19 protein-coding genes are annotated in these 24,371 nt (G+C 66.6%); 4 read left to right on the top strand and 15 right to left on the bottom strand.

Annotated features, from left to right (window positions below):
- Positions 1 to 64: 64 nt before the first annotated feature.
- A complete protein-coding gene (locus OSH07_RS11515) occupies positions 65 to 1,111 on the bottom strand; it encodes a Gfo/Idh/MocA family protein (RefSeq protein WP_266338795.1) in 1,047 nt (348 codons plus the stop codon).
- 168 nt (positions 1,112 to 1,279) lie between these two features.
- The gene (locus OSH07_RS11520) at positions 1,280 to 2,095 is read right to left on the bottom strand and encodes a MipA/OmpV family protein (protein WP_266338796.1); all 816 of its coding nucleotides are present in this window, start codon (positions 2,093 to 2,095) and stop codon (positions 1,280 to 1,282) included.
- Positions 2,096 to 2,314: 219 nt separating this feature from the next.
- Between OSH07_RS11520 and OSH07_RS11525 the strand changes: the two genes are divergently transcribed.
- The 3 genes from OSH07_RS11525 (at position 2,315) to OSH07_RS11535 (ending at position 6,283) form a co-directional block, all read left to right on the top strand.
- Positions 2,315 to 3,763, top strand: coding sequence for an aspartate ammonia-lyase (locus tag OSH07_RS11525; RefSeq protein ID WP_266338797.1), 1,449 nt, complete (start codon positions 2,315 to 2,317; stop codon positions 3,761 to 3,763).
- Between the two features lie 442 nt (positions 3,764 to 4,205).
- On the top strand, positions 4,206 to 5,360 hold the full coding sequence (locus OSH07_RS11530; RefSeq protein ID WP_266338798.1) for a DUF3300 domain-containing protein: 1,155 nt from the start codon (positions 4,206 to 4,208) through the stop codon (positions 5,358 to 5,360).
- Between the two features lie 11 nt (positions 5,361 to 5,371).
- Complete coding sequence (locus OSH07_RS11535) at positions 5,372 to 6,283, top strand: DUF2950 domain-containing protein (protein WP_266338799.1); 912 nt, start codon at positions 5,372 to 5,374, stop codon at positions 6,281 to 6,283.
- Positions 6,284 to 6,347: 64 nt separating this feature from the next.
- Here the strand turns inward: OSH07_RS11535 and OSH07_RS11540 are convergent, their stop codons facing one another.
- The 10 genes from OSH07_RS11540 to OSH07_RS11585 form a co-directional block, all read right to left on the bottom strand.
- Positions 6,348 to 9,491, bottom strand: a complete 3,144-nt coding sequence (locus OSH07_RS11540) for an efflux RND transporter permease subunit (RefSeq protein WP_266338800.1) — start codon at positions 9,489 to 9,491, stop codon at positions 6,348 to 6,350.
- A gap of 4 nt (positions 9,492 to 9,495) precedes the next feature.
- Positions 9,496 to 10,719 (bottom strand): efflux RND transporter periplasmic adaptor subunit, encoded by a 1,224-nt coding sequence (locus OSH07_RS11545; RefSeq protein WP_266338801.1) that lies wholly within the window; start codon positions 10,717 to 10,719, stop codon positions 9,496 to 9,498.
- Positions 10,720 to 10,938: 219 nt separating this feature from the next.
- Positions 10,939 to 11,370 (bottom strand): RbsD/FucU family protein, encoded by a 432-nt coding sequence (locus OSH07_RS11550; protein ID WP_266338802.1) that lies wholly within the window; start codon positions 11,368 to 11,370, stop codon positions 10,939 to 10,941.
- A 119-nt stretch (positions 11,371 to 11,489) separates the two neighbouring features.
- On the bottom strand, positions 11,490 to 13,043 hold the full coding sequence (locus tag OSH07_RS11555) for a UxaA family hydrolase (RefSeq protein WP_266338803.1): 1,554 nt from the start codon (positions 13,041 to 13,043) through the stop codon (positions 11,490 to 11,492).
- Positions 13,044 to 13,091: 48 nt separating this feature from the next.
- Positions 13,092 to 13,940 (bottom strand): sugar phosphate isomerase/epimerase family protein, encoded by an 849-nt coding sequence (locus OSH07_RS11560; protein WP_266338804.1) that lies wholly within the window; start codon positions 13,938 to 13,940, stop codon positions 13,092 to 13,094.
- Positions 13,941 to 14,032: 92 nt separating this feature from the next.
- A complete protein-coding gene (locus tag OSH07_RS11565) occupies positions 14,033 to 15,043 on the bottom strand; it encodes a sugar ABC transporter substrate-binding protein (protein ID WP_266338805.1) in 1,011 nt (336 codons plus the stop codon).
- A gap of 43 nt (positions 15,044 to 15,086) precedes the next feature.
- Positions 15,087 to 16,058, bottom strand: coding sequence for an ABC transporter permease (locus OSH07_RS11570; RefSeq protein ID WP_266338806.1), 972 nt, complete (start codon positions 16,056 to 16,058; stop codon positions 15,087 to 15,089).
- Entirely contained in the window at positions 16,058 to 17,578 is a 1,521-nt protein-coding gene (locus tag OSH07_RS11575) for a sugar ABC transporter ATP-binding protein (RefSeq protein WP_266338807.1), read from the bottom strand. The genes OSH07_RS11570 and OSH07_RS11575 overlap by 1 nt, the downstream gene beginning before the upstream one ends.
- A 14-nt stretch (positions 17,579 to 17,592) precedes the next feature.
- Positions 17,593 to 18,735, bottom strand: a complete 1,143-nt coding sequence (locus tag OSH07_RS11580) for a Gfo/Idh/MocA family protein (protein ID WP_266338808.1) — start codon at positions 18,733 to 18,735, stop codon at positions 17,593 to 17,595.
- 19 nt (positions 18,736 to 18,754) lie between these two features.
- Positions 18,755 to 19,807: a sugar phosphate isomerase/epimerase family protein gene (locus OSH07_RS11585; RefSeq protein ID WP_266338809.1), complete on the bottom strand. Its 1,053-nt coding sequence runs from the start codon at positions 19,805 to 19,807 to the stop codon at positions 18,755 to 18,757.
- Positions 19,808 to 20,335: 528 nt separating this feature from the next.
- On the opposite strand from OSH07_RS11585, the gene OSH07_RS11590 reads away from it, so the two are divergent.
- Positions 20,336 to 21,022, top strand: coding sequence for a GntR family transcriptional regulator (locus tag OSH07_RS11590; RefSeq protein WP_420909627.1), 687 nt, complete (start codon positions 20,336 to 20,338; stop codon positions 21,020 to 21,022).
- Between the two features lie 43 nt (positions 21,023 to 21,065).
- Here the strand turns inward: OSH07_RS11590 and OSH07_RS11595 are convergent, their stop codons facing one another.
- From OSH07_RS11595 to dsbD, 3 genes are read right to left on the bottom strand one after another with little or no spacing between them, the layout of a single operon-like run.
- Entirely contained in the window at positions 21,066 to 21,731 is a 666-nt protein-coding gene (locus OSH07_RS11595) for a L,D-transpeptidase (protein ID WP_336800958.1), read from the bottom strand.
- Between the two features lie 53 nt (positions 21,732 to 21,784).
- Positions 21,785 to 22,414, bottom strand: coding sequence for a DsbA family protein (locus OSH07_RS11600; protein ID WP_266338811.1), 630 nt, complete (start codon positions 22,412 to 22,414; stop codon positions 21,785 to 21,787).
- Entirely contained in the window at positions 22,411 to 24,297 is a 1,887-nt protein-coding gene (gene dsbD / locus OSH07_RS11605; RefSeq protein WP_266338812.1) for a protein-disulfide reductase DsbD, read from the bottom strand. The genes OSH07_RS11600 and dsbD overlap by 4 nt, the downstream gene beginning before the upstream one ends.
- Positions 24,298 to 24,371 lie beyond the last annotated feature (74 nt).

The following is a 24,371-nucleotide window of genomic DNA, read 5'->3' on the forward strand; positions in this document are numbered from 1 at the left end:
GAAACGGAATTGCCGGCGCCGCCCGGTTCCTTGGAACAGGCGACGCCGGATCGGGCGAAAGGCGTTATGCCGGCACTGCCTCGAACGTTTCCGGCTGGACCGGCCCGCCCGTCTCGATGGACTTGTAGGCTGCCTCGACCAGCGCGAAGGTGTTGAGATTGTCGTGGCCGGAGGTCGCCGGAACGCTGCCCGCGTCGAGGCTGTCGAGCCAGTGGCGCTGGGTCGAGACGACGCTATCCTGGATCAGCAGCCAGGGCTCGCCGCCCCAGGAGAGCGGCTTCGGCTTGGCGATCTCGGTGAAATTGCCTTCCGGCGAGGTGACGACCAGCCGGCAATCGGCCTCGACCCGGATCGAACCCTTGGTGCCTTCGAAGTGGATCAGCGTCTGCGGGAACAGGTCCGGCTCCTGCCGGCTCGCATAGCTGCATTCGGAAACGCTGACGGCGCCGTTGGCATGGCGCATCATCACCGTCGCCTGGTCCTCGCCATTGATGCCCTGCTTGATCGCCTGGCCAAGGCAATAGACGCTCGTCGCCTCGCCCATGAAGACGCGCGCGACGTCGAGCACATGCACGCCGATATCGAGCAGCACGAAGCGATCGACCTCGGCCAGATAGGGCTGGCCCTTGTAGATGTCATAGCCGGTGCGGAAGGCGAAACGGCCCCAGGTCGGTTCGCCCAGCGCGCCCGAGCGGGCGATCTCGGCGGCGCGCAGCAGCGGTGCCTGGAAGCGGAAGTTCTCATGCACCATCAGCGGCCGGCCGGCCTTGTCCATGGCGTCGACCAGCGCGCAGCAATCGGCCCAGTCGGGCGCCAGCGGCTTCTGCACGACCGCGGCCACGCCATGTCGGGCGCAGGCCTCGACCAGCGCCCGGTGCGACGGCGCCGTGGTGACGATGTCGACGAAATCGGGCTTCTCCGTCGCCAGCATCTTCTCGAAATCGGTATAGAAGGCCGGAATGTTGAAATCGGCCGCGGCGGCTGCCGCCTTCTCGCCGTCGACGTCGCAGACCGCCACGATTTCAGCGCGGTCGGCGAGTTCGCCCCAGGCGTTCAGATGGTTGCGCGCGAAAAAACCGCACCCGACAAGGGCGCCCCTCCGAAGTGTCATCGTCTCTCTCCCTCGTCTTGTCAGGCTGCGCCGGCGGCATCCCAGGATGCGCCACGACCGGTCCCGTTGGCGCGTCGGACCGGCCCGCAGTTTTCCCGTCAAGTCGAGCAGTCGGCCGCGCCAACGTCAAGCGGACACGGCCGGAATTCGAGGGGGAGAACCGATGGTTCAGTCGCGAAAGAGGTCGACGGAAAAGCGTTTCGAGATGCCGAGGCCGACGGTGAACTGGTTCTCGCTGCCGGCGGTCGCCACGATCGGCGAGTCCTTGGCGTCGCCGACGAAGCGGTCATAGCCGGCATCCGCGTTCAGGAACCAGTCCGGCTTGAACTCGTAGCGCGCCGACGCCTTGAGGCCGACCGAATAGATGCCGCCGCCGGCGTCATAGGCGGCGAGGTTACCGCCGCTGGCGATGCTCTCGGCCTCCGAGACGTTGAAATAGGTGCCGGTGAAGCCGCTGGAGCCGAAATTCGCGCGTGGTCCGATCTTGAGTTCGACCTGCTTGGTCGGGCGGACGATGGCGTCGGCGCCGAAGCTGCCGACGACGCCGCTCGCCTCGCCGAAGGCGCCGCGGATCTCGCCCAGCACTTCCGCGCCATAGACGGGATCGAAATTGAACTCATAGCCGGCCTTGACGCCGAGCTCATAGGTCGCGTCGAGTTTTCGCGTGCCGGCGAGGCCCGGCTCGTCGCTGGGGTCGCGCTCGCCGATGATGCGGAAGGACGGCCCGAAATTCAGCGCCGTCTTCGGGCCGCCGCCGAGCTCGAACACGCCGGGCAGGCGGAAATAGGACATCGAAACGATCGGATAGGGCGAGAACAGCAGGTCCTTCGAGCCGAGGAAGCGGGGCTCGACCTTGCCGCCGGCGCCGAGCTCGATGACGAGGTCGACATCGCCATAGGGACGCCGCTCGGCGGCATGGGCGGAAACAATGACGGCGAGGGAAAGAAGAGAGGCAGCCAGCGCGCTGGCGGTCTGACGTCGCATCAAGGCAGGATTACTCCGGAACGCATACTCGACTGGCAAGGCGCCCCGGACTGCAATCGCCGCCCGAACGTCTTGGTTAATCTCGTATGGCCAAAGCTGCTGAAGATTGTGTTACGACGCCGTCACTACCACGAGGCGCAATGGCGTCGCCGGACCGCTTGCCGCCGCATGAACTTGCGTATCCAATGGAGCCCTCGCAGCTGATCGATCGGATCCAGCATGCCCTCGATAGCCCCGACCGCGCCGCTCCATCGCATCGAGCAGGATTCGCTCGGTCCGGTCTCCGTCCCCGCCGACGCCTATTACGGCGCGCAAACCGCCCGCGCGATGGAGAATTTCCAGATCTCCGGCACGCCGATCCGCCATTTTCCGGAGCTGATCCGCGCGCTCGCCATGGTCAAGCTCGCTGCCGCGCGCGCCAACCGGCAGCTGGGCGATCTCCCGGACGAGAAATTCGCGGCGATAGAGCAGGCCTGCCTTGAGATCATCGCCGGCCGGTTCGACGACCAGTTCTTGCTCGACGTCTTCCAGGGTGGCGCCGGCACCTCGACCAACATGAACGCCAACGAGGTGATCGCCAATCGGGGGCTGGAGATCCTCGGCGAGCCGCGCGGCCACTACGCGACGCTGCACCCCAACAACGACGTCAACCTGTCGCAATCGACCAACGACGTCTATCCAACCGCGATCCGGCTGGCGCTGCTGATGAGCTATGGCCGCCTCTCCGAGGCGCTCGAGCGGCTCGCCCTTGCCTTCGACGCCAAGGGGAGTGAGTTCGCCAGCATCATCAAGCTCGGCCGCACCCAGCTGCAGGACGCCGTTCCGATGACGCTCGGCCAGGAGTTCCAGGCCTTCGCGGTCACGCTGCGCGAGGACGAACAGCGGATCGAGGAGGCGTCGCGACTGCTGCTCGAGGTCAATCTGGGCGGCACCGCCGTCGGCACCGGGATCACCGCCGACCCCGCCTATGCAGCGATCGTCGTGCGCGAACTCGGCATGCTGACGAACCGGCCCTTCGTCGTGTCGCAGAACCTGATCGAGGCCTGCTGGGACACCGGCGCCTTCGTCCTGTTCTCCGCCACGCTGAAGCGGACGGCAGTGAAGCTGTCGAAGATCGCCAATGATCTACGCCTGCTGTCGAGCGGCCCGCGCGGCGGCATCGGCGAGATCAACCTGCCGCCCGAGCAGCCGGGCTCCTCGATCATGCCGGGCAAGGTCAATCCGGTCATCCCGGAGGTGGTGAACCAGGTGGCGTTCCATGTCATCGGCGCCGACCTGACGGTGACGCTGGCCGCCGAGGCGGGCCAGCTGCAGCTCAACGCCATGGAGCCGGTGATCGTCTTCAGCCTGCTGCAATCGCTGTCGCTGATGACCAACGCAATCGACACGCTAACGACGAAATGCGTCACCGGCATCACCGCCAATCCGGAGACCTGCCGCAAGAACCTCGAGGCGAGCACGGCGCTCGCCACCGGACTGGTCTCGCTGATCGGCTACGAGCGGGCCGCCCAGCTCGCCAAGGAGATCCTGGCCACCGGCAAGACCTTGCGCGAACTCCTCGCCGAGGACCCGCTGCTGCCGGACGAACTGATCGACCAGGTCTTCGATCTCGACGCGCTGACGCGGCCATCGCGATTGCGGCGGCGGCCGCCTGTCGCGAGGTCCTGACGAAGCCGTGGTCGGCGGCACGCACCCGCATCCAGCCTGCTCCGGCGGAGCCTCTACCAGAGGAAGGAAGAGGGAGACGCCAGGATTGTGAAGTCCCCCTGATTGACTGGAACCAGTTCAAAGGAATTTCCTAAATAAGTATTTTCCATCCTTAAACATTGGATTTGGCAATTACCATGTCGTAAGGCAATATTGCCGTTCTGGTGACACTGGACCCCTGGGGGAAATGCAGATGCTTGCTAGGTCAAGCGGCGCCGGCTTGCGGGCGATCGGGTTCATCTTGCTCGCGGCAACCTCTCTCGCCACGACGACGATATCGGTTCGAGCGGCGGAAACGCCGACGACGCAGGCGCCGGCTCCGGAGAGCCCAGCGCCGGCCCAGCCCGCTCCAGCCGCGGCCGCGCCCGCCGAGGCGCCCTCTGACGAGGCCGCCCCGAGCGACGTGTTCACGCAGGACGAACTGCGCAAGCTCCTGGCGCCCATCGCGCTCTACCCGGATGCGTTGCTGGCGCAACTGCTTCCCGCCTGCGCCTATCCGGTTGATATCGTGCAGGCTTCCCGCTGGATCGGCAAGAACAAGGCCGCCGTCGCCAAGGGCGACTTCTCCGGCGCCGATACGCAGGGCTGGGACCCGACCGTCAAGGCGCTGGTCCGCTTCCCTGATATCATCGCCAAGCTGAACGACGACCTCGACATGACGACGGATCTCGGCGACGCCTTCGTGAACCAGCCGGACGACGTCGCCGCCATGATCCAGACGCTGCGCCTGGAAGCGCAGAAGGCCGGATCGCTCAAGACCACCAAGGAACAGAAGGTCACCGTCCAGGAACAGGGTGGCAACCAGTATGTCGCCATCGAGCCGGCCGATCCGGGCGTCATCTATGTGCCGACCTATGATCCGGCAACGGTCTATTACGACAATGGCGGCGCGCTCGCGGCGGGGGTCATCGGTTTCGGCACCGCCGTCGCCGTCGGCATCGCCATCGACAATGCCTGGGACTGGGGGCATGGCTGGGTCTACCCGCCGCGCTGGCCGGGCTATCCGGGCTATCGCCCGGGCGGCGGCAACAACATCAACATCGGCAACGACATCAACATCGGCGGTGGCATGCGCCCCTGGCGTCCCGACGGCGACCGCTACCGGCCCGGCCAAGGCAGCAAGCCCGGCCTCGCCAATCGCCCGCACGGACCGGGCGGCGGCAGCCACCCCGGGGTGGGCAATCGTCCGGGCCTCGATCGCCCGAATGCCGGCAACCGCCCGGATATCGGCAATCGCCCGAACGCGGGCAATCGTCCGGATCGTCCGGATCGCCCGGCTGTCGCCAACAAGGGGCAGCGCCCCGCCGGCGGCGCCAACAAGGCGGTGAAAAAGCCCGCCAAGGACACCGCCTTCAGCAACGCCAAGGTGGGCGGCAAGGGATCCAAGGCGATCTCCAACCGCGGCGCCTCCAGCCGGAAGTCACCGCCCAGGCCGCAGGCCCATTCCGGCGGCGGGCGACCGCAGCAGATGCACCGCGGCGGAGGCGGACGGCCCCAGATGCATCGCGGCGGCGGCGGTGGTCGTCAGATGCATCGTGGCGGACGCGGTCGGCACTGAGGAGAACGGTCATGCAGAAGAAAGCCCTGTCCACGCTTGGCGCCCTGCTTGCCGGCGTCGTCCTCTTCAGCCATCAGGCCCGCGCGCAGGAAGTCTTTCCCTCGCCGGAGGCCGCTTCCACCGCCCTCGTCGCCGCCGCCAAGGCGCCGGAAAGGGGCATGCTCGACAAGATCTTCGGTGACGGCGCCAGGGAACTGATCGCGTCCGGCGACGAGGCGGTCGACAAGCAGCGTCTGTCCGATTTTCTGGTGCTCGCGGGCGACGGCAGCGCGGTCACCGACGGCGACGGAGGAGCCAAGGTGCTGACCTACGGCGCCGATCATTGGCCGTTCCCGATTCCGCTGAAGCAGGTCGCGGGCGGCTGGGCCTTCGACCTCGACGCCGGCAAGGAACGGATCGCCGACATGACGATCGGACAGAACGAGTTGGTGGCGATCGGCGCCTGCGCGGACTACGTCGCCGCGCAGAACGAATATTTCCGCACGCTGCACGACAACCAGCCGGTCCAGCAGTTCGCCCGCCGTCTGGTCAGCTCGGATGGCCGGCATGACGGCCTCTACTGGGCGCCCGAGACCGCGACCGACCGCAGCCCGCTTGGAGACCGGATCGTCGCCGCTGCCGTGCGGACCAGCAGCGATCCCTCCGTTCCCGGCTCCTACCACGGCTATCGCTATCGCATCCTGACGCGGCAGGGCCCCGCCGCGCCGGGCGGTGCCTACAATTATCTGGTCAAGGACAGGATGCTGGCCGGATTCGCGCTCGTCGCCTATCCCGAGACCTGGGGCGAGACGGGCATCATGACGTTCCTGTGCGACCAGCGCGGCGACGTCTACCAGCGCAACCTCGGCGCCACGACCAGCCGCGTCGCGCCGCAGATCCGCAGCTTCAATCCTGGCCCCGATTGGGAGCGCGTCGAGCGCTAGGCCGAAACGAAGCGACGGCGCGGGCTCGAAAGAGCCTGCGCCGTCGCCTTGCATTCCTTGGCCGTCAGACCGGCTTTCCGGTCGCCGCCGGCGTGTCCTTCGTCTTCCGCGCCGAGCGCCAGTCCGCCAGCCGGCGGACCGCGACATAGAACAGCGGCACGAAGAAGATGCCGATCGTCGTCGCCGCCAGCATGCCGCCCATCACGCCGGTGCCGACAGCGTTCTGCGCGCCGGAGCCTGCGCCGGTGGCGATCGCCAGCGGCAGGATGCCGAAGATGAAGGCGAGCGAGGTCATCAGGATCGGCCGCAGGCGCAGCCGCGCGGCACTGAGCGTCGCCTCGACCAGTTCCTTGCCCGCCGCCTGCTGGTCCTTGGCGAATTCGACGATCAGGATCGCGTTCTTGGCAGCGAGGCCTATCGTCGTGAGCAGGCCGACCTTGAAGTAGACGTCGTTCGCCTGTCCGAACAGCTTGGCGGCGACCAGCGCGCCGAGCACGCCGATCGGCACCGACAGCATGACCGAGAACGGGATCGACCAGCTCTCATAGAGCGCCGCCAGGCAAAGGAAGACGACCAGGATCGAGATCGCATAGAGCGCCGGCGCCTGGTTGCCGGAAAGCTGCTCCTGATAGGAAAGGCCCGTCCAGGAGGCGGTGAAGCCGCTCGGCAGCTTCTCGACCATGGCCAGCATCTCGTTCATCGCCGTGCCGGAGCTGACGCCGCTGCCGGCGGAGCCCTGGATGCTGACGGCCGAAACGCCGTTGTAGCGGTCGAGCTTGGGCGAGCCATAGGTCCAGTCCGTCGACACGAAGCTCGAGAACGGCACCATCTCGCCGCTGGCATTGCGGACGAACCAGTCGTTCAGATTGTCGGGCTGCATGCGGAAGGGCGCGTCGGCCTGCAGGTAGACCGGCTTGACCTTGCCGCGGTCGATGAAGTCGTTGACATAGCTGCCGGCGAACCCGACCGAGATCGTGTCGTTGATGTCGCCGAGATCGATGCCGAGGGCGCGCGCCTTGGCCTGGTCGATGTCGATCTTGAATTCGGCCTGATCCTCCTGCCCGCCCTGGCGGACGCCGCTCACCTTCGGGTTCTCGCGCGCCAGCGCCAGCAACTGGTCCCGCGCCGCCGCGAGCTGCTGCTGGCCGGCGCCGGCCGAATCCTGCAGATACATCTCGAAACCGTTCGAATTGCCGAGATTGGGCAGGGCCGGTGGCGACAGCGCGAAGACCTGCGCATCGCGGATCCCCGAGAACGCCGCCATCGCCCGGCCGGCGATCGCCGACGCGGACTGGTCCTTGGCCTTGCGCTCCTCGAAATCCTTCAGCTTGACGAAGGCCATGGCCGAGTTCTGGCCGCTGCCGTTGAAGCCGAAGCCGAGGGCGACGAAGACGCTGTCGACGGAGTCCTTTTCCTGGGTGAGGAAATGGTTCTCGACCTGCTTCACCACCTCCAGCGTCCGCGCGCTCGTCGCGCCGACCGGCAGCTGGATCGACGTCATCAGCACGCCCTGGTCCTCTTCCGGCAGGAAGGAGGTCGGCAGCTTGCTGAAGAGCACGGCGACGCCCGCGCACATCAGGAGATAGACGACGAAGGAACGCAGCGGCCGGCGGATGATGCCGTGCACGCCGCGCTGGTAGCGGTCAGCGCCGCGATCGAAGGTGCGGTTGAACCAGCCGAAGAAGCCCTTGCGCTCCATGTGTCCGCTCGACGGCTTCAACATGGTGGCGCAGAGCGCCGGCGTCAGCACCAGGGCGACGAAGACGGACAGCACCATGGCCGCGACGATCGTCACCGCGAACTGGCGGTAGATGACGCCGACCGAGCCGGAGAAGAAGGCCATCGGCACGAACACGGCCGACAGCACCAGGGCGATGCCGATCAGCGCGCCGGTGATCTCGCCCATCGACTTCTTCGTCGCCTCGCGCGGCGACAACCCCTCTTCCGCCATCACGCGCTCGACGTTCTCGACCACCACGATGGCGTCGTCGACGAGCAGGCCGATCGCCAGCACCATGGCGAACATGGTCAGCGTGTTGATCGAATAGCCCGCGAAGGAGAGCACGGCGAAGGTGCCGAGCAGCACGACCGGCACGGCGATCGTCGGGATCAGCGTGGCGCGGAAGCTCTGCAGGAAGATGAACATGACGATGAAGACGAGGACGACGGCCTCGATCAGCGTCTCGATCACCTTCTCGATCGAAAGCTTGACGAACGGGGTGGTGTCATAGGCCGTGACGACCTTGATGTTGGACGGCAGGCTCGCCGACAGCTTGGTGAGCACTTCCTCGACGCCAGCGGCCGTGTCGATGGCATTGGCGCCGGTGGCGAGGTTTATGCCAAAGCCGGCAGCGGGCAGGCCGTTGAAGCGCGAACTGCTGGTGTAGCTTTCCGAACCGATCTCGACGCGCGCGACATCGCTCAAATGGACGATCGAGCCGTCAGTGCTGGTCTTCAGGATGATGTTGCGGAACTGGTCCGGCGTCTGCAACTGGCTCTGCGCCGTGATCGTGACGTTGAGCTGCTGGCCCTCAATGCTGGGCAGCGCGCCGAGCTGGCCGGCCGAGATCTGCTTGTTCTGGGCCGCGATCGCCGTTGCGACGTCGCTCGGGATCAGCTGGTACTTGGCGAGCTTGTTCGGATCGAGCCATATGCGCATCGCGTATCCGGATCCGAAGACATTGACGTCGCCGACTCCGCTGACGCGCTTGATCGTGTCCTCGAAACGGCTGGAGAAATAGTCGCCGAGATCTTCTGACGACAGGCTGCCATCGGTCGAGACCAGCGCGCCAACCATCAGGATGCTGGAGGTCGACTTAGTCACCGTGATGCCCTGCGCCACAACCGCATCGGGCAGCTGCGACTGCACCAGCTGCAGCTTGTTCTGCACCTGCACCTGAGCGATGTCGGAATCGACGCCACTGGCGAAGGTGAGCTGCACCGAGGCCTGGCCGGAAGACGAGCTGGAAGCCGACATGTAGTCGAGATTCTCGAGCCCGGTCATGCCCTGCTCGATGATCTTGGTCACCGAATTCTCGATCGTCTCGGCGCTGGCGCCGGGATAGGTGGCGGAGATGCGCACCGTCGTCGGCGCGATCTCGGGATACTGGGCGATCGGCAGGTTGTAGATGCCGAGCAGGCCGCCCAGCATGACGACAATGGCGAGAACCCAGGCAAAGATCGGGCGGTCGATGAAGAAGCTGGCCATCGGATCAGCCTCCCGTCGCCGGGGCGGTCGCCGGCGCCGGCGTCTTGTCGTTCGTCTTGGCATCGGCCGGATGGGCGACGCCGGCGGCATCGAGCGTGACCTCGATCGGCGTCACGGCCTGGCCGTCGCCGATCTTCTGCAGGCCGTCGACGATCAGCCGGTCGCCGTCCGAGATGCCGTCCTCGATCAGCCAGTTCGAGCCGACCGATTGCAGCGTCTGCAGCACCCGGGTCTCGACCTTGCCATCCTTCGACACCAGCATCGCGGTGGCATCGCCCTTGGCGTTGCGGTTGACGGCGCGCTGCGGCACCAGGAAGGCGCCCTCGTCGGTGCCGAGATTGACCACGGCGCGGACATACATGCCGGGCAGCAGCATCCGCGTCGGATTATCGAAGCTGGCGCGCATCGAGAAGGTGCCGGTCGTCTCGTTGACGATCGCCTCGGTCGAGCGCAGCACGCCGGGCTGGTCATAGACGGCCGTGTCATTGAGCTTGAGCTGGACGCTCGGCGGGCCCTCGCCACGCTTCAGCCGCCCGCTGTCGATCAGGTTGCGGATACGGAACAGGTTGGTGCTGGAGTCGGTCAGGTCGACGTTGATCGGGTCGATCTCGCGGATGGTGGCGAGCGCGGTCGACTGGTTGGCGGTCACCAGCGCGCCCTCGGTCACGGCCGAGGTGCTGATCAGTCCGGAAATCGGCGCCACGACCTTGGTGTAGTCGAGGTTGATCTGGGCGGTGGCGAGCGCCGCTTCGGCGGCGGCGACGTCGGCCTTGGCCTGCGCCAGCGCCGCCTTGGCCTCGTCCAGGCTCTGCGCCGTCACCGTGTTCACGCCGACCAACTGGTTGTAGCGGTCGACCTTGGCCTGGGCGCTGGGCACGGCGGCCTGCGCCTTCTCCAGCGCGGCGGCGGCCGCGTCATAGGCGGCCTGATAGGGGCGCGGATCGATCTGATAGAGCAGGTCGCCGGCCTTGACCTGGCCGCCCTCGGTGAACACCCGCTTCTGGATCAACCCGTCGACCTGCGGCCGGATCTCGGCGACCTTGGTGGCGCTGACACGGCCGGGAAGCTCGATGGTAATCGGCACGTTCTGCGGCCGCAGGGTGATCACGCCGACTTCGACCGGCCCCGTCGGCGGCCCGCCTGCCTGTCCGCTGCCGGACTGGCCGGAACAGGCGGCCAGAAGCAGAGCACTGATCAGACTCGCCAATGCGAGGGCCTTGGATTTCATGCGAGAGTCTCCCGAAGGGTCGTCACCCGGCAATCATCGAGTGACCATATAGATCCTCTCTTTCACGCGGCTCCAAGCCCGGCAACTATTTTCGGGCGTCAAAACATTGCTTGTATTTCAGAATATTGCAGGCCATCCGCCTTTGTTTCCGGACCGTGAAACGGCGCCGGAGCGGCCTCTTGCGCCCCGACGGATCCCGGTCCGGATGGCCTTCCGGACTCAGCTCGGACGGACAATGCCCTTCTTGAGGATCAGATTGCCATACTGGCGGGTCTCGCCGGTCTGGACGATGGCGTAACCGGCATTGGCGCGCTCATAGAAGGTGAAGCGCTCCAGCGAATGCACCCTGTGCTCGGGCTCGTGCTTCCGGACGATCGCCTCGAACTCGTCGACGATCGGCTCGCGCTTGTCGGGATCGCCCACCACCTGCATCGAGATCGCGGCGACGTCGTCATACTGGTCGAGCGGCAACAGCGACAGGATCGCCTCGAGCACCTGCGGCGCGGTCGCGGCGTCGATGCGGATCAGTTCCGGCCCGGCGCTGGTGGCGGGATAGTTGGCGTCGACGATGGTGATCTCGTCGCCATGGCCCATGGCGCGCAGGGTCCACAGCAGGTCGGGGCTGAGAATGGGCGAAAGTCCCTTCAGCATGTCGTTCTCCTTGGATGTTGGAAGGCGCCCGCCGCGAAGGTCACCCGGCCCGCTCCAGACGGTGCGGCGTTCTGGAACGGACCGGGCTTCCCTTCAGCCCCCAGGGGCCAAAGGCGGTGTCAGAAGGTCGCGCCGATCTGCCACGGCACGAATTCGTTGTCACCGTAGCCGAGCAGCTCCGACTTGCTCTTGTCGCCGGAAGCGACCTCGAGAATGCGGTCGAAGATCTCCTGCCCCTTGGCCTCCAGCGACTTGCCGTCGAGCACGTCGCCGCCATTGATGTCCATGTCGTCGATCATCTTGGCGTAGATCTCGGAATTGGTGGCGATCTTGATCGACGGCGTCGGCTTGCAGCCATAGGCGGAGCCACGGCCGGTGGTGAAGCAGAGGATGTTGGCGCCGCCCGCCACCTGCCCGGTCGCCGAGACGGGATCGTAGCCAGGCGTGTCCATGAAGACGAAGCCCTTCTCGGTCACCGGCTCGGCATAGCCATAGACGGCGGTCAGCGGCGAGGTGCCGCCCTTGGCGGCGGCGCCGAGCGACTTCTCGAGAATGGTGGTGAGGCCGCCCTGCTTGTTGCCGGGGGACGGATTATTGTTCATCTCCATGAGGTTACGCTCTGCGTAATCCTCCCACCAATGGATGATGCCGACCAGCTTCTCCCCGACCTCGCGCGACACGGCGCGGCGGGTCAGAAGGTGCTCGGCGCCATAGATTTCCGGCGTTTCGGAGAGGATGGCGGTGCCGCCATTGCGGACGAGGATGTCGGCGGCGACGCCCAATGCCGGGTTGGCGGTGATGCCAGAATAGCCGTCGGAACCGCCGCATTGCAGCGCCAGCATCAGTTCGCTAGCCGGCACCGTCTCGCGCTTCACGCTGTTTACGATCGGCAGCATCGCCTTCACCGCCTCGACGCCGGCATCGACCGTCTTCCGGGTGCCGCCGACTTCCTGAATCGTCATAGTGCGGAAAGTCTCGCTTTCCTCGACCTTGTAGGCATCCTTGAAGCGCGGAATCTGAAAACCCTCGCAGCCGAGGCCGACCATGACGACACCGCCCATGTTCGGGTTGGTTGCATAGCCCCAGGTGGTGCGCTTCAGCGTGTCGAAGATCACGCCGCGATAGTCGATGACGCAGCCATTGGCCTGCTTCAGCGCGACGATGCCGTCGATGTTCGGATAGTCGTTCAGGATGCCGGAGCGCTCGATCTCGGTGGCGATGAAGCCGGCGACCGTCGTCGAGCAGTTCACCGAGGTGAGGATGCCGACATAATTGCGCGTGCCGACCTTTCCGTTAGCACGCCGGTAACCCTGGAACGTCGCCTGGAACTCCTTCGGCACATATTGCGTCGGCACCACGCCCTCGCTGAAGGCATAGTCGCGCGCGAAGGCGCCATGCTCCTCGCCGATGCCGCAATTGTGCTCGTGCACCCAGTCGCCGACGGCGATGTCGGTCTTGGCGAAGCCAATAATCTGGCCGAACTTGCGGATCGCCTCGCCGGCGGCGATCGGCCGGATCGCGAACTTGTGCCCGCGCGGCACGCGCCGGATGATGGTGGCGTCCTGCGCCGTCGTCATGCCGACTTCGAGATTGCCGAGCGCGACGGCGATATTGTCCTCGCCATTGAGGAGAAGCGTGCGCGGCTGGGCCGGAATGGGGGCTGCCTCGTTCATGGTATCGATCCTATCGCGGCCGCAAGCAAAGCCGCCGTTGCGCGGGCCTCAGGCTGAACGCCAGCCGTCGCGGATGAGCGTGAAGCCGTCGCTGTAGACTTCGGCATTTGATGGGAAGAGATCGCGCCAGATCCGCGTCGCGGCTGCCAGCAGCGGCATCGACCGTCCGAATGCCTCGATGGTGATCCAGCCGTCATAGTCGGCCTGCTTCAGCGCCTTGAAGGTACTGGCGAAATCGACATGGCCCTTGCCGGGCGTGCCGCGATCGTTCTCCGAGACATGCACATGCGCCAGATGCGGGGCGATGGCGGCCACGGCGGCGATCGGATCCTTCTCCTCGATATTGGCGTGGAAGGTATCGTACATGCCAGCAACGTTCGGGTGAGCGACGGCGGCCAGGTAATCGTTCAGGTCGTGCATGGTGTTGACGAAATAGCATTCGAAGCGGTTGACCGCCTCCAGCACCAGCGTGATGCCGCGCTCGCGCGCCATCTCGCCGGCTTCGCGATGGAAGGCGATGGCGCGCTCGCGCTCCTCCGCCGACGGCGCGGCGCCGGAAAAATGACCAAGCGTCGAATGCAGCGGCCCGCCGACGACCCTGGCGCCGAGCGCCGCCGAACAATCGAGGATCCAGCGCATGTGGGCGCGCGCCGCTTCCTGCTGCGCCGGTTCGGCGCCGATCGGATTCATCTCGGTCGCCGGGAAAAGCGCGATCACGGTGCGGTCGAGGCCGAGACGGTCGAGCTCGCGGCCGAGTTCGGCATAGTGCTCCGGCGTCCCCTCGAAGATCGGGATCTCGACGCCGTCATAGCCGCAGCGTTTCAGGTCTTTGAGAACGGGCCAGTGCTGCGGTTCGACATGCGCCGTCCAGAGCAGGAGATTGAAGCCGATCTTCATCGCGGTCGTCCTGGTTCAACATGCAGACCGGCCGCGACGATGCCGCGTGCCGGAGAGGCCGGCGGGCCCGAAGGTCCACCGGCCGCAACGCATCAGTTGGTCGGCGGGACCGGCGGCGCCGCGCCCTGCGGCAGCGGCTCTTCCAGCCACTTGGTGACCATTTCCGGCTTTGCATCCCAAGGGGCTGCATCGGCCAGATTGTCCTTGGTGATCACCTGGCTCGGCGCATAGTAGAACTGGCCCGGCTTGACCGAACCGTCGATGACGCCGAGCAGCAGGCGCAGCGCATGGACGGAGGCGATCGAGGGCGGGTTGCTGCCGGTCAGGGTCATCTGGCCCTTCTCGATCAACTCGACGCCGTAGGGCGCGCCATTATTGCCGCCGATCAGGATCTGGCCGGTCTTGCCAGCGCGCTCGATGGCAATCGCGACGCCAACGGCCATGTCGTCATTGGCGGCATAGATCGCCTTGACGTTCGGATGCGCCGCCAGGATCTGCGAGGCGGCGTCCATGGCCTTCTGGCGGTCCCAGTCGGCCGCGAGGTCGGCAACGCTGACCGCCTTGGAGCCGGACTTCGCGATGCCGTTCTTGAACGACTGCACGAAGGCTTCCGCGTCGCCGCGGCCGAGCTTGCCGGTGATGGTGGCGTATTCGCCCTCCGGCAGCAGCTTGCCGATCGCCTCGCCGACGGGTTCGCCGAACCGGTAAAGATCGATCTGCATGATCCCAGCCGAATCCGCCAGGATCGACTCGTCATAGCCATACTGGAAGAAGATCGGCACGCCGGCCTTCTTGGCCTGGGCGATGGCGGCCTTTTCCGACGACAGCGACACCGCATAGATCAGGATGCCGTCGACGCCCTTGGTGATCGCGTCCTGGACGTTGGCGAGTTCCTGGGTCGGGTCGTTGTTCGCCGAATAGGTGATCAGCTTGACGCCGAGCTTGTCGGCGGCGGCCTGGGCGGCGTTCATGCCGAACTGGTAGTAGGGATCCGGACCGCCGCGCATGAAGGCGATGGTCTTCTCGGCCGCCTGCGACAGGCTCGGCGCCATCAGCGCCGTTCCGAGCGCCAGAACCGCAAGGGCTCTCCTCGTGATAGTCATGGGTCGTCTCCTCCTTTGACGTCCTTGTGAAGCGGCGTGCCGGTTAGGCTTTTTTCTGCAGCAGGACCGCCGCGGTTATGATCAATCCCAGCACGGCGCTCTGGAAATTCGCGCCGACACCGAGAAGGTTCATGCTGTTGCTCACCAGCCCGAGCAGCAGGACGCCGCCCAGCGTGCCGATGACCGAGCCGCGGCCGCCGATCAGCGGCGTGCCGCCGATGACCACGGCCGCGATGGCGCGCAGCTCGTAGCCCGTGCCCATGCTGGGCAGGCCCGAGTCGAGGACGCCGGTGAGGATGACGCCGGCGACGCCAACGAAGAGGCCGCTCAGCGCATAGAGCGCGATCTTGATGCGCCGGACCGGAATGCCGGAAAGCCGCGCCGCTTCCTCGTTGCCGCCGATCGCGAAGGCGTAGCGGCCGAGCGTGGTGAAGCGCAGGATCAGGAACATCACGGCGATGGCGAGGATCATGGCGTAGACGGGCCACGGCACGCGCAGGAAATCGCCAAGGCCGAACACGTCGAACAGCGCGCCGGTGCCGTTGATCGGGCTGCCGCCCGACATCAGGATGGCGACGCCCTGCAGGAAGGTCATCGTGCCGAGCGTGATGATGAAGGGCGTGGCGCGGTTGGTCGAGACCAGCATGCCGTTGATCGCGCCGATGAGCGTGCCGGCGGCGACGCCGGCGAGGATGCCGAGCACGGCGGAGCCGGTGTGCATGATCGTCAGCGCCGTGGCGAGGCCGGCAACCGAAAGCGCTGCGCCGACCGAAAGGTCGAGTCCGCCGGCGATCAACAGGATGGTCTGGCCGGCGGCGACGATGCCGAGCGCCGAAACCTGGAACAGGATGTTGAGCAGGTTGTTGACCGACAGGAAGCGCGGATTGCCGATGGCCGTGATCACCACGATCAGCAGCAGCACGATCAGCAGCGTGTAGCGGCCGATATCGACCTTGCGGGAAGCCCCGGACTTGCGGCCCGCCGGCTGGGCGGCGGTAGCGGCGGAAGAGGTCATCAGTTCACGCTCCGGGCGCTTTGGGTTTGGATGGCCGCGAGCAATTGCTGCGGATCGAGGCCCGCGGGCGACAGCTCCTGCTCGATCCGGCCGGCGCGCAGGACCAGGATGCGGTCGGCAAGCGCGATCAGCTCCTCGAGGTCGGTCGAGACGAACACGACGGTCGCGCCCTTGTCGGCGAGGCTGCGCAGGTGATCATGGATCTGGCGCTGCGATTCGACGTCGACGCCCTGCGTCGGCTCCTCCAGCACGAACAGCCGGCCATCGGCGAAGATGGCGCGGCCGAGCAGCGCCTTGCGCTGGTTGCCGCCGCTCAGGAAACGCACCTCGCGGCTGGGCACGCGCGGATTGAGATCGAGCCGCTCCGACATTTCGGTGGCGACGCCGGTTTCTTTCGCGAGCTTGAGCCAGCCCAGCTTCGACAGCGAGCGGAGCGCGGCGAGCGAGATGTTCTTGGCGATCGACAGCCCCATGACCAGGCCGCGCCCCCGCATGTCCTCGGGAATGAACAGCACGCCGCGGGCGATCGCCTCGCGCACGGCGCGGGGCGCATAGGGTTCGCCACCCAGCGTCATCCGCCCGGAGAGGTCGCGATGGTCGAGCCCGCCGATCACGGCCGCGAGCGCATTGGCGCCGCCGCCGATCAAACCCGTCACGCCGACGATCTCGCCCTTGGCGACCTCGAGCGAGACATTGTCGAGCCCGCCCGGGCTGGAAACGCTCTCCATGATCAGGAACGGATCCGTCCGCGACCGCGGGGTGCGATGCGTCTCGACCGCGTCGAGCGTGCGCCCGACGATCATCGAGATCAGCCCGTCCTTGTCGGCGCTCTTGCCCTCGACCACCGCGACCTTGCGGCCGTTGCGCAGAACCGTGATGCGGTCCGAGATCGCCAGGACCTCGTCGAGATGATGCGAGACATAGACGATCGCCATGCCCTGCCTGGCGAGATCGCGGATCAGCCGGAACAGGAATTCCGCCTGCGCCTTGTTGAGCGCCGCCGTCGGTTCGTCGAGCAGCAGCACATGCGCCTTCTCGCGCACGGCCTTGGCGATCGCGACCTGCTGACGGTCGGCGATGTCGAGATCGCCGAGGCGCTTGTTGACGGGAAGATCGAGCCCGAGCCGGGCCAGCAGCTCGGTCGCCCGCGCCGCCATCGCCTTGTCGTCGAGGACGCCGAAGCCCTTGCGAGGCTCGGCGCCGAGGAAGATGTTGGCCGCGACCGAGAGATCGAGATGCAGCTCGGGATTCTGGTAGACGATGGCGATGCCCGCCGCGCGTCCCTCGGCCGGATTGAGCGCCTTGAAGGCTGTGCCGCCGACGATGATCTGACCACTGTCGGGCGGCTGGGCGCCCGACAGGATCTTCATGAAGGTGGACTTGCCGGCGCCGTTCTTGCCGACCAGGCCATGCACCTCGCCGCGAGCAACCTCGAAGTCGATGTCGTCCAGCGCACGCTGACCGAGAAAGCTCTTGGTCACCGACTGCACCTGGATCGCGAGGGGGGTTGCGGAGTTCATCGCCGTGATGCCGCTCAGCCCTTGACCGCTTCCCAGCGACCGGACCTGGCCGATGCCAGCACGGCGTCGGTGACGTAGTCGGTGCGGAGCGCATCGCGGAAGGTCGGCGCCGCCGGCGTGCCGGAGGCGAGACCGCCGAGGAAATCGGCCGCCTGGTGGATGAAGCTGTGCTCGTAGCCGATCTGCAGGCCAGGCACCCACCAGTGGCTCATATAGGGATGGTCGCCATCGGTGATGTGGATCGAACGCCAGCCGCGCAGATGGCCGTCGTCGCCGTGATCGAAAAACTGCAGCCGGTGCAGGTCGTGCAGATCCCAGGCGATCGAGCCCTTCTCGCCGTTGATCTCGAGCGTGTAGAGCGCCTTGTGGCCGCGGGCGTAGCGGGTCGCCTCGAAGGTCGCCAGCGAGCCGTTCTCGAAGCGGGCTAGGAACGCGCTGGCGTCGTCGATCTTGACCTCCTCGACCTTGCCGCTGACGGCATGCGAGCGCTGCTTGACGAAGGTCTCCGTCGCCGCCGTGACGCTGTCGATGCCGCCGTTCAGCCAGAGCGCTGTGTCGATGCAGTGCGCGAGCAGGTCGCCGGTGACGCCCGAGCCGGCGACGCTGGCGTCGAGACGCCAGGTGCCCATGCCGCCCTGCGGCACGTCGGCCGAGATCGTCCAGTCCTGCAGGAACTTGGCGCGATAGTGGAAGATGCGGCCGAGCCGGCCCTCGTCGATCATCTGCTTGGCGAGCGTCACCGCCGGCACGCGGCGGTAATTGTACCAGACCATGTTGGCGACGCCGGCCGCCTCGACGGCCGCGACCATCTTCTCGGCCTCGGCGGCGTTGCGGCCGAGTGGCTTCTCGCACATCACCATCTTGCCGGCCTCGGCCGCGGCAATGGCGATCTCGGCATGGGTGTCGTTCGGGCTGGCGATATCGATCAGGTCGATATCCTTGCGCTCGATCAGCTTGCGCCAGTCGCTCTCCGAGCTTTCATAGCCCCAGTTGGCGGCGAAATCGGCGGCGCCCTTGGCGTTGCGCGTGGCGATCGCCTTCAGCACGGGCTCGTATTCGCCGCCGAAGAACTGGCCGACCTGGCGGAAGGCGTTGGAATGGGTGCGGCCCATGAAGCCGGCACCGACCAGACCGATATTGAGCTTCTTCTTGGTCATCCTTAAATCCCCCGGAGCCTTATTCGCGCCAGCCATGGGCGTCGCGCACCTTGATCATCGCCCCCAGAACGTCGTTCCAGGTCTGCTGCGCGGTCATCACCGAATTGGGGAACATGCAGCCGTCCCAGGCGATGTGGCGCATCTTCTTGGTCAGGTTGCCCGCGTCGTCGCGCAGCCAGTAGCCGGCATGCTTGGTGACATCGAGCTTGCCGTTCGGGTCGGTGACCTGGACGTGGCGGCCGGTCTTCTCGTGGTCGCCGGAGCCGAACACGGTGCCGTCGTTCTGGGCGACGTGGAAATCGTAGGTCCAGGGGCGGAGCGCGTCGGCGACCGTCTTGTAGGCCGCGTCGAGGACCGAGCGGTCCTGCCAGTCATAGCCCTCGGGAAGCAGGCGATCCTTCTCGGCGTTGTAACCGAGGGTGAAGAGCATCGAATGCGCCATGTCGGCCTGGTAGCCGACGATCCCGGGCATGCCGACTTCCTCGAGCAGGCGGACATTCTCGCGCCAGGACTGCATGCCGCCCCAGCAGATCTCGCCCTCGGCGACGACGAACTCGCCATGGTCCTGCGCCGCCTTGCCGGCCTCGCGGAACGTCTCGGCGATCAGCTTGGTGTTGCCGACGGGATCCTTGTCCCAGTCGCCGACGCCGGTGGAGGAATCGATGCGGATGCCGCCGGTCGGCCGGATGCCGAGTTCGCGCATCTGTTCGCCGATTTGCGCGGCCTTGCGAACCTGCGAGACGAAGCGCTTGCGGTCATCGGCCGAGCCCATGGCCGAGCCACCGCCGGCGCCCGCCCAGATCGGCGCCACGAACGAGCCGACCTTGAGGCCGTAGCTCGCGATATGGTCGACCATGCGCTTGACCTGGTCGCGGTCGCTGTCGATCGAGAGATGCGGATCGGCCAGCCAGAGATCGATGCCGTCGAATTTCTGTCCGTCGACTTCCGCCTTGGCGGTCAGCTCCAACAGGGTGTCGAGCGGGATGACGGGCTCGCCGCCCTCCCCGCCCTTGCCGACGACGCCCGGCCACGCGGCGTTGTGCAGCTTCGGATAGTTGTTTGGATCCGCCATCTCGCTCTTCCTCCCTCTCGAACCCGCCGGTCTCGCGGCAGGCCCCATCTGCATGCCGGGGAAGCGAACGGTCGCCGTTCGGGCGCGATCCTCCGCCGGCAGTCCTGGCGGACTCCGGGTGAATGGCGCGACGTTGCGAGGTCTCCTCCCCTGCGCGCATCGACCGCCTCCTCAGTCGGCCGAAGCACGACGGCACTGTCTGTTATATTAGTGTAACGTGTCAAGCAGCCTTCAACGCCAAGTTGGAGGCGAGGCTGTGGATTCAATTCATGAATGTTGCGGTATGGTTTTGTCTGGCATATCGTTGAAAACGATCAACTTCTTCCAGATTCCAACAAAAGGGAGCGGATTGCCGGCTTCCCCGATCCGAGGCGGCTATGCTTGCGACCATGCGCCAGACTAATATAACAGTAATACGAAACAGGTCGTGCGGCCGCGAAAGCCGAGCGATGCTGCTGGATGCCCGGACCGGCTTGGCCGGCACCGGCGATTTGAGAAAGGTCTGAACGGGTGGCCGAAGCGGCATTGCTGCAATTGCAGCTCGTCAACCTCGATCGCAAATCGCCGCTGCGCGACCAGATCTACCAACTCGTCCGCACGCTGATCATCATCGGCCAGCTGCGTCCCGGCCAGTCCGTCAACGAGGTCGAGATCGCCGAGCAGCTCGGCGTGTCGCGCACGCCGGTGCGCGAGGCGGTGAAGCGGCTGAGCGACGAGGGCCTGATCAACGTCTATGCCCAGACAGGCACCTTCGTCGCCGGCATCTCGCGCGACGCCCTCGAGGAAGCCTATGTGATCCGCAACGCGCTCGAGGTCGAGAGCGTGCGTCGCGCGGCGGCGAAGATCCGCAAGGAGCATCTCGAGGAGCTGGAAGACATCATCGGCCAGCACCAGACCGCGATCGGCCGCAAGCGCTACACCGACGCGATCCGCCTCGACGACCAATTCCACCGCACCATCGCCGAGATCAACAATCTCTCCATGCTGTGGCGGGCGGTCGATATCTCCAAGGCGCAGATGGATCGCGGCCGCTATCTGGCGCTGCCCCGCCCCGGTTCGGGCGAGACGACCATCGCCCAGCACCAGGCGATCCTCGCCGCTCTCGCCGCGCGGGACGGGGATCGCGCCATGGAAGCGATGCGCGTGCATCTCGACACGTCGCTGCGCAACACGCTGAGCCTCATCGGCGACATATTGGAGCCAGCCGAGCGATAAGCGGAAAGACGGGGCTCTCCGGCCGGAGAGCCCCGCGATCGCTTCAGAGCACCACGACCTTGGAGCCGTCGGGAACGCGGCCATAGAGGTCGATGACGTCCTGGTTCATCATGCGGATGCAGCCGGAGGAAACCGCCTCGCCGATCGACCAGGGCTGGTTGGTGCCATGGATGCGGTAGAGCGTGTCCTTGCCATCCTTGAACAGGTAGAGCGCGCGGGCGCCGAGCGGGTTTTCAGGCCCACCCTCCATGCCGCCCGCCCATTGCTGGTTGATCTCCGGCGAGCGGGCGATCATATCCTGCGTCGGCGTCCAGCGCGGCCACTGGCGCTTGTACTGGACATTGGCGGTGCCGGCGAATTCGAGCCCCGCCTTGCCGACGCCGACGCCGTAGCGCATCGCCGTGCCGCCCTCCTGCACGAGATAGAGATAGCGCTCATGCGGGTCGACGACGATCGTACCCGGCGGCTGGTCGGTCGGATACTCGACCTGGGTGCGGATGTTGCGCGGCTTCAGCTTGTCGAGCGCAACCGCAGGAACCGGGAACTTCTCCGTGTCGATCGCCGCGTAGTGGCTGGCGACCTGCGGGTCGACGACCAGGGTGGCGGTGGCGTCGGGACGCGGGCCCGTCGAGGCGCAGGCGGCGAGCGCGATGGGAAGCAGAAGCGCGACGGCCGCTTGCCGGGCAGCGCGCATCGGGACGAAGGACATCGGGGGGAGATTTCCGGTTCGGGGAGATGGGAGTGGTGGTTCGGCGGGCAGGATCAATTGACCGCCTGCCGGCGCCGCGCCTCGGCGACCGCCTGCTTAAAGCCGTTATAGTCGAGAGTCGAGGTGCGGAAATCGCCGATCAGGTAGGTCGGCGTGCCGTTCATGCCGAGCCCGAGCGCCTGGGCGTGGTTGCGCTTCATCAGCGCCGAGATCTGCGGGCCATGCGCCGAGAGATCCGCCTGCAGGCGGTTCACGTCGACGCCGGAGGCCTTGATCGCCTGCAGCATCTCCGCGCCGGACCGATGCCCGCCCGAAAGGCGCATCAGCGCATTGTGGGCCGCGACATACTTGCCCTGGTACTTGGCCGCGAGCGCGTATTGCGCGCCCTGGACGGAGGCGGCCGAAAGAATGGCCCAGTCCTTGTAGACGAGCCGGATGCGGCCATCCTCTTTGACAACGCGGGCCAGGTCGACGGCCGAAAGCTTGCAGTAGGGGCAGTTGTAATCGAAGAAGGCGACGATCGTGACATCGCCGCGCGGATTGCCGCCGACCGGCGCTTCGGGGTCCCGCAGCACCGAACTCACGTCGACGCTCTTCGCCAAAGCGGCGTTGCCGCCCAGCATCAGGGCGGAGGAGCCGGCGAGGCCGGCGGCGGCGAGACCGAGGAAGAAACGGCGGTTCATGAGGGGCTCCATTCTGGAAAAGCGGTCGGCTCGGGGGCAACGCGACCAGGCTGCTCGATACGCTCGAGACGTTGGGTGAGGTCGGCGAGGGAAACCGCCCCGATCAGGCGCGAGCCGGCGATCTCCGCCCCGGCCGGGCCAAGCAGAAACATCGTCGGCGGCCCGACGACACCGAAGCGCCGCATCAGCCGTCGGCTGTCCTCGCCGTCCCGGGTGACATCGGCCTTGATGAAGGCGACGTTCGACAGCGGCGTCGCAAGGCCGGGCTCGGCCAGGACGCGGTCATTCGACTTGCACACGGTGCACCAGTCGGCGGTAAAGGCGACGAGAATGGGGCGGCCATCCGCCTCGGCCGCCGACACCGCCTGGTCGAAGGCGGCTTCCGAGTGCACGACCAGCGCCGGCGATGCCGCTACGGGGGCGGCTCCCGCCCCGGCGAGAAAGGCGAGCGGGCGCATGGGATCGGTCGCTCCGCCGGCGAAGCCGACGATCAGCGCCGCGCCATAGACGGCGGCTGCCAGGCCGGCCGATTTCCGCAGTCGCCGCCAGGATCCGGTCGTCGCGTCGAGCGCATCGAACGCGCCCAGGAACACGGCGGCGCCGAGCGCGCCGACGCCCCAGACGGGCAAGGCAAAGGCCCCGGGCAGGACGCGCAGCACCATGGCGGCGGCAAGCCCGAGGAAGATGATGCCGAAGGCCTGCTTGACCCGCACCAGCCAGGCGCCGGATTTCGGCAGGAAGCGGCCGCCAAAGGTGCCGAACACGATCAGGGGCAGGCCCATGCCGAGGCCGAGCGCGAAAAGCGCCGCCGCGCCGCGCGCGCCATCGCCGGTCTGGGCGACATAGAGAAGCGCCGCGGCGAGCGGCGGCGTGACGCAGGGCCCGACGATCAGCGCCGAGCCGAAGCCGAGCGCGGCCGCCCCGGCGACCGATCCGGCGCGGCCCTGCGTGCGGCCGGCGATCCATCCGCTCCAGCGCGCCGGCGCCTGCAGTTCAAACAGACCGAACATGGACAAGGCGAGCAGCACGAAGACCGCCGCCATCAGGCCGAGCGCCCAAGGCGCCTGCAGCACGACCTGCAGGTTCTCTCCCGACCAAGCGGCGACGAGGCCGAGCGCGCCATAGGCCAGCGCCATGGCGACGACATAGACGGAAGAAAGCGCGAAACCGCGCCGCGCCGACAGGCTTTCTCCGGAGCGCGCCAGCATGCCGGAGAGGATCGGGATCATCGGGAAGACGCAGGGCGTAAGAGACAAGAGCAGCCCGAAGCCGAGGAAGGCGACCAGCGTCCAGGCCAGATTGCCGGACATCAGCGAGGCGGAATCGGACGCCACCGGGATTCCAGGGACCTGGGCCGGAGCGCCGGCATCCGCGAAGGAGGCCTGCGTCACGGCGGTCGTCGCGGGAGCCGTCTCCGGGGCCCCGCCCTCCGGAGCGCCAAAGCCGAATCCGGTTTCGACGTCGCTCAGCGCGAGCGACGCGAGATCGAGCGCCTTTGTCACCGGCGGATAGCAGATGCCGTCCTCGGCGCAGCCCTGGTAGGTGATGCGGAGCGAGCCCGAAGACTGCGTCTCGCCGAGCCGCACCGTGATCTGGTTGTGGTAGATTTCGGTCGATCCGAAGTTCGGATCGTCCTTCATCTCGCCCGGCGGCGTGGTCACGACAAGCGCCTTGTCGCCGGCGACGAGGATCTTTTCGCGATAGAGGTAGTGGCCCGGCGCGATCTGCCATTCGAGCTGGAGGCCGGCCTTGGCATCGCGCTCGACCTGCAGGCGGAACGCGTCGTCGACCGGCAGCGGAACCTTGGCGACGGCCGCGCCGCCAAGCAGCGCAACGAGACAGACGATCGCGAGGATCGTACGGTGAATCAGCTTTTGCGGCATCGCGACCCCGTGTGATTGCGAGGAGCGACATGAGATCGCCACCTTAAGCCAGCCTTAAGGCGCGGACGGAATAC

Source organism: Kaistia nematophila (assembly GCF_026343855.1).
GTDB classification, from domain to species: domain Bacteria; phylum Pseudomonadota; class Alphaproteobacteria; order Rhizobiales; family Kaistiaceae; genus Kaistia; species Kaistia nematophila.

What these genes read in the sequence shown, in the direction of transcription:
- OSH07_RS11550 (WP_266338802.1), bottom strand. Translation starts at nt 11,370, where the DNA reads ATGCTGAAGGGACTTTCGCCCATTCTCAGCCCCGACCTGCTGTGGACC.
- OSH07_RS11600 (WP_266338811.1), bottom strand. Translation starts at nt 22,414, where the DNA reads ATGAACCGCCGTTTCTTCCTCGGTCTCGCCGCCGCCGGCCTCGCCGGC.
- OSH07_RS11545 (WP_266338801.1), bottom strand. Translation starts at nt 10,719, where the DNA reads ATGAAATCCAAGGCCCTCGCATTGGCGAGTCTGATCAGTGCTCTGCTT.
- OSH07_RS11555 (WP_266338803.1), bottom strand. Translation starts at nt 13,043, where the DNA reads ATGAACGAGGCAGCCCCCATTCCGGCCCAGCCGCGCACGCTTCTCCTC.
- OSH07_RS11595 (WP_336800958.1), bottom strand. Translation starts at nt 21,731, where the DNA reads ATGTCCTTCGTCCCGATGCGCGCTGCCCGGCAAGCGGCCGTCGCGCTT.
- OSH07_RS11535 (WP_266338799.1), top strand. Translation starts at nt 5,372, where the DNA reads ATGCAGAAGAAAGCCCTGTCCACGCTTGGCGCCCTGCTTGCCGGCGTC.
- OSH07_RS11570 (WP_266338806.1), bottom strand. Translation starts at nt 16,058, where the DNA reads ATGACCTCTTCCGCCGCTACCGCCGCCCAGCCGGCGGGCCGCAAGTCC.
- OSH07_RS11580 (WP_266338808.1), bottom strand. Translation starts at nt 18,735, where the DNA reads ATGACCAAGAAGAAGCTCAATATCGGTCTGGTCGGTGCCGGCTTCATG.
- OSH07_RS11515 (WP_266338795.1), bottom strand. Translation starts at nt 1,111, where the DNA reads ATGACACTTCGGAGGGGCGCCCTTGTCGGGTGCGGTTTTTTCGCGCGC.
- OSH07_RS11520 (WP_266338796.1), bottom strand. Translation starts at nt 2,095, where the DNA reads ATGCGACGTCAGACCGCCAGCGCGCTGGCTGCCTCTCTTCTTTCCCTC.
- OSH07_RS11585 (WP_266338809.1), bottom strand. Translation starts at nt 19,807, where the DNA reads ATGGCGGATCCAAACAACTATCCGAAGCTGCACAACGCCGCGTGGCCG.
- dsbD (WP_266338812.1), bottom strand. Translation starts at nt 24,297, where the DNA reads ATGCCGCAAAAGCTGATTCACCGTACGATCCTCGCGATCGTCTGTCTC.
- OSH07_RS11565 (WP_266338805.1), bottom strand. Translation starts at nt 15,043, where the DNA reads ATGACTATCACGAGGAGAGCCCTTGCGGTTCTGGCGCTCGGAACGGCG.
- OSH07_RS11560 (WP_266338804.1), bottom strand. Translation starts at nt 13,940, where the DNA reads ATGAAGATCGGCTTCAATCTCCTGCTCTGGACGGCGCATGTCGAACCG.
- OSH07_RS11540 (WP_266338800.1), bottom strand. Translation starts at nt 9,491, where the DNA reads ATGGCCAGCTTCTTCATCGACCGCCCGATCTTTGCCTGGGTTCTCGCC.
- OSH07_RS11525 (WP_266338797.1), top strand. Translation starts at nt 2,315, where the DNA reads ATGCCCTCGATAGCCCCGACCGCGCCGCTCCATCGCATCGAGCAGGAT.
- OSH07_RS11575 (WP_266338807.1), bottom strand. Translation starts at nt 17,578, where the DNA reads ATGAACTCCGCAACCCCCCTCGCGATCCAGGTGCAGTCGGTGACCAAG.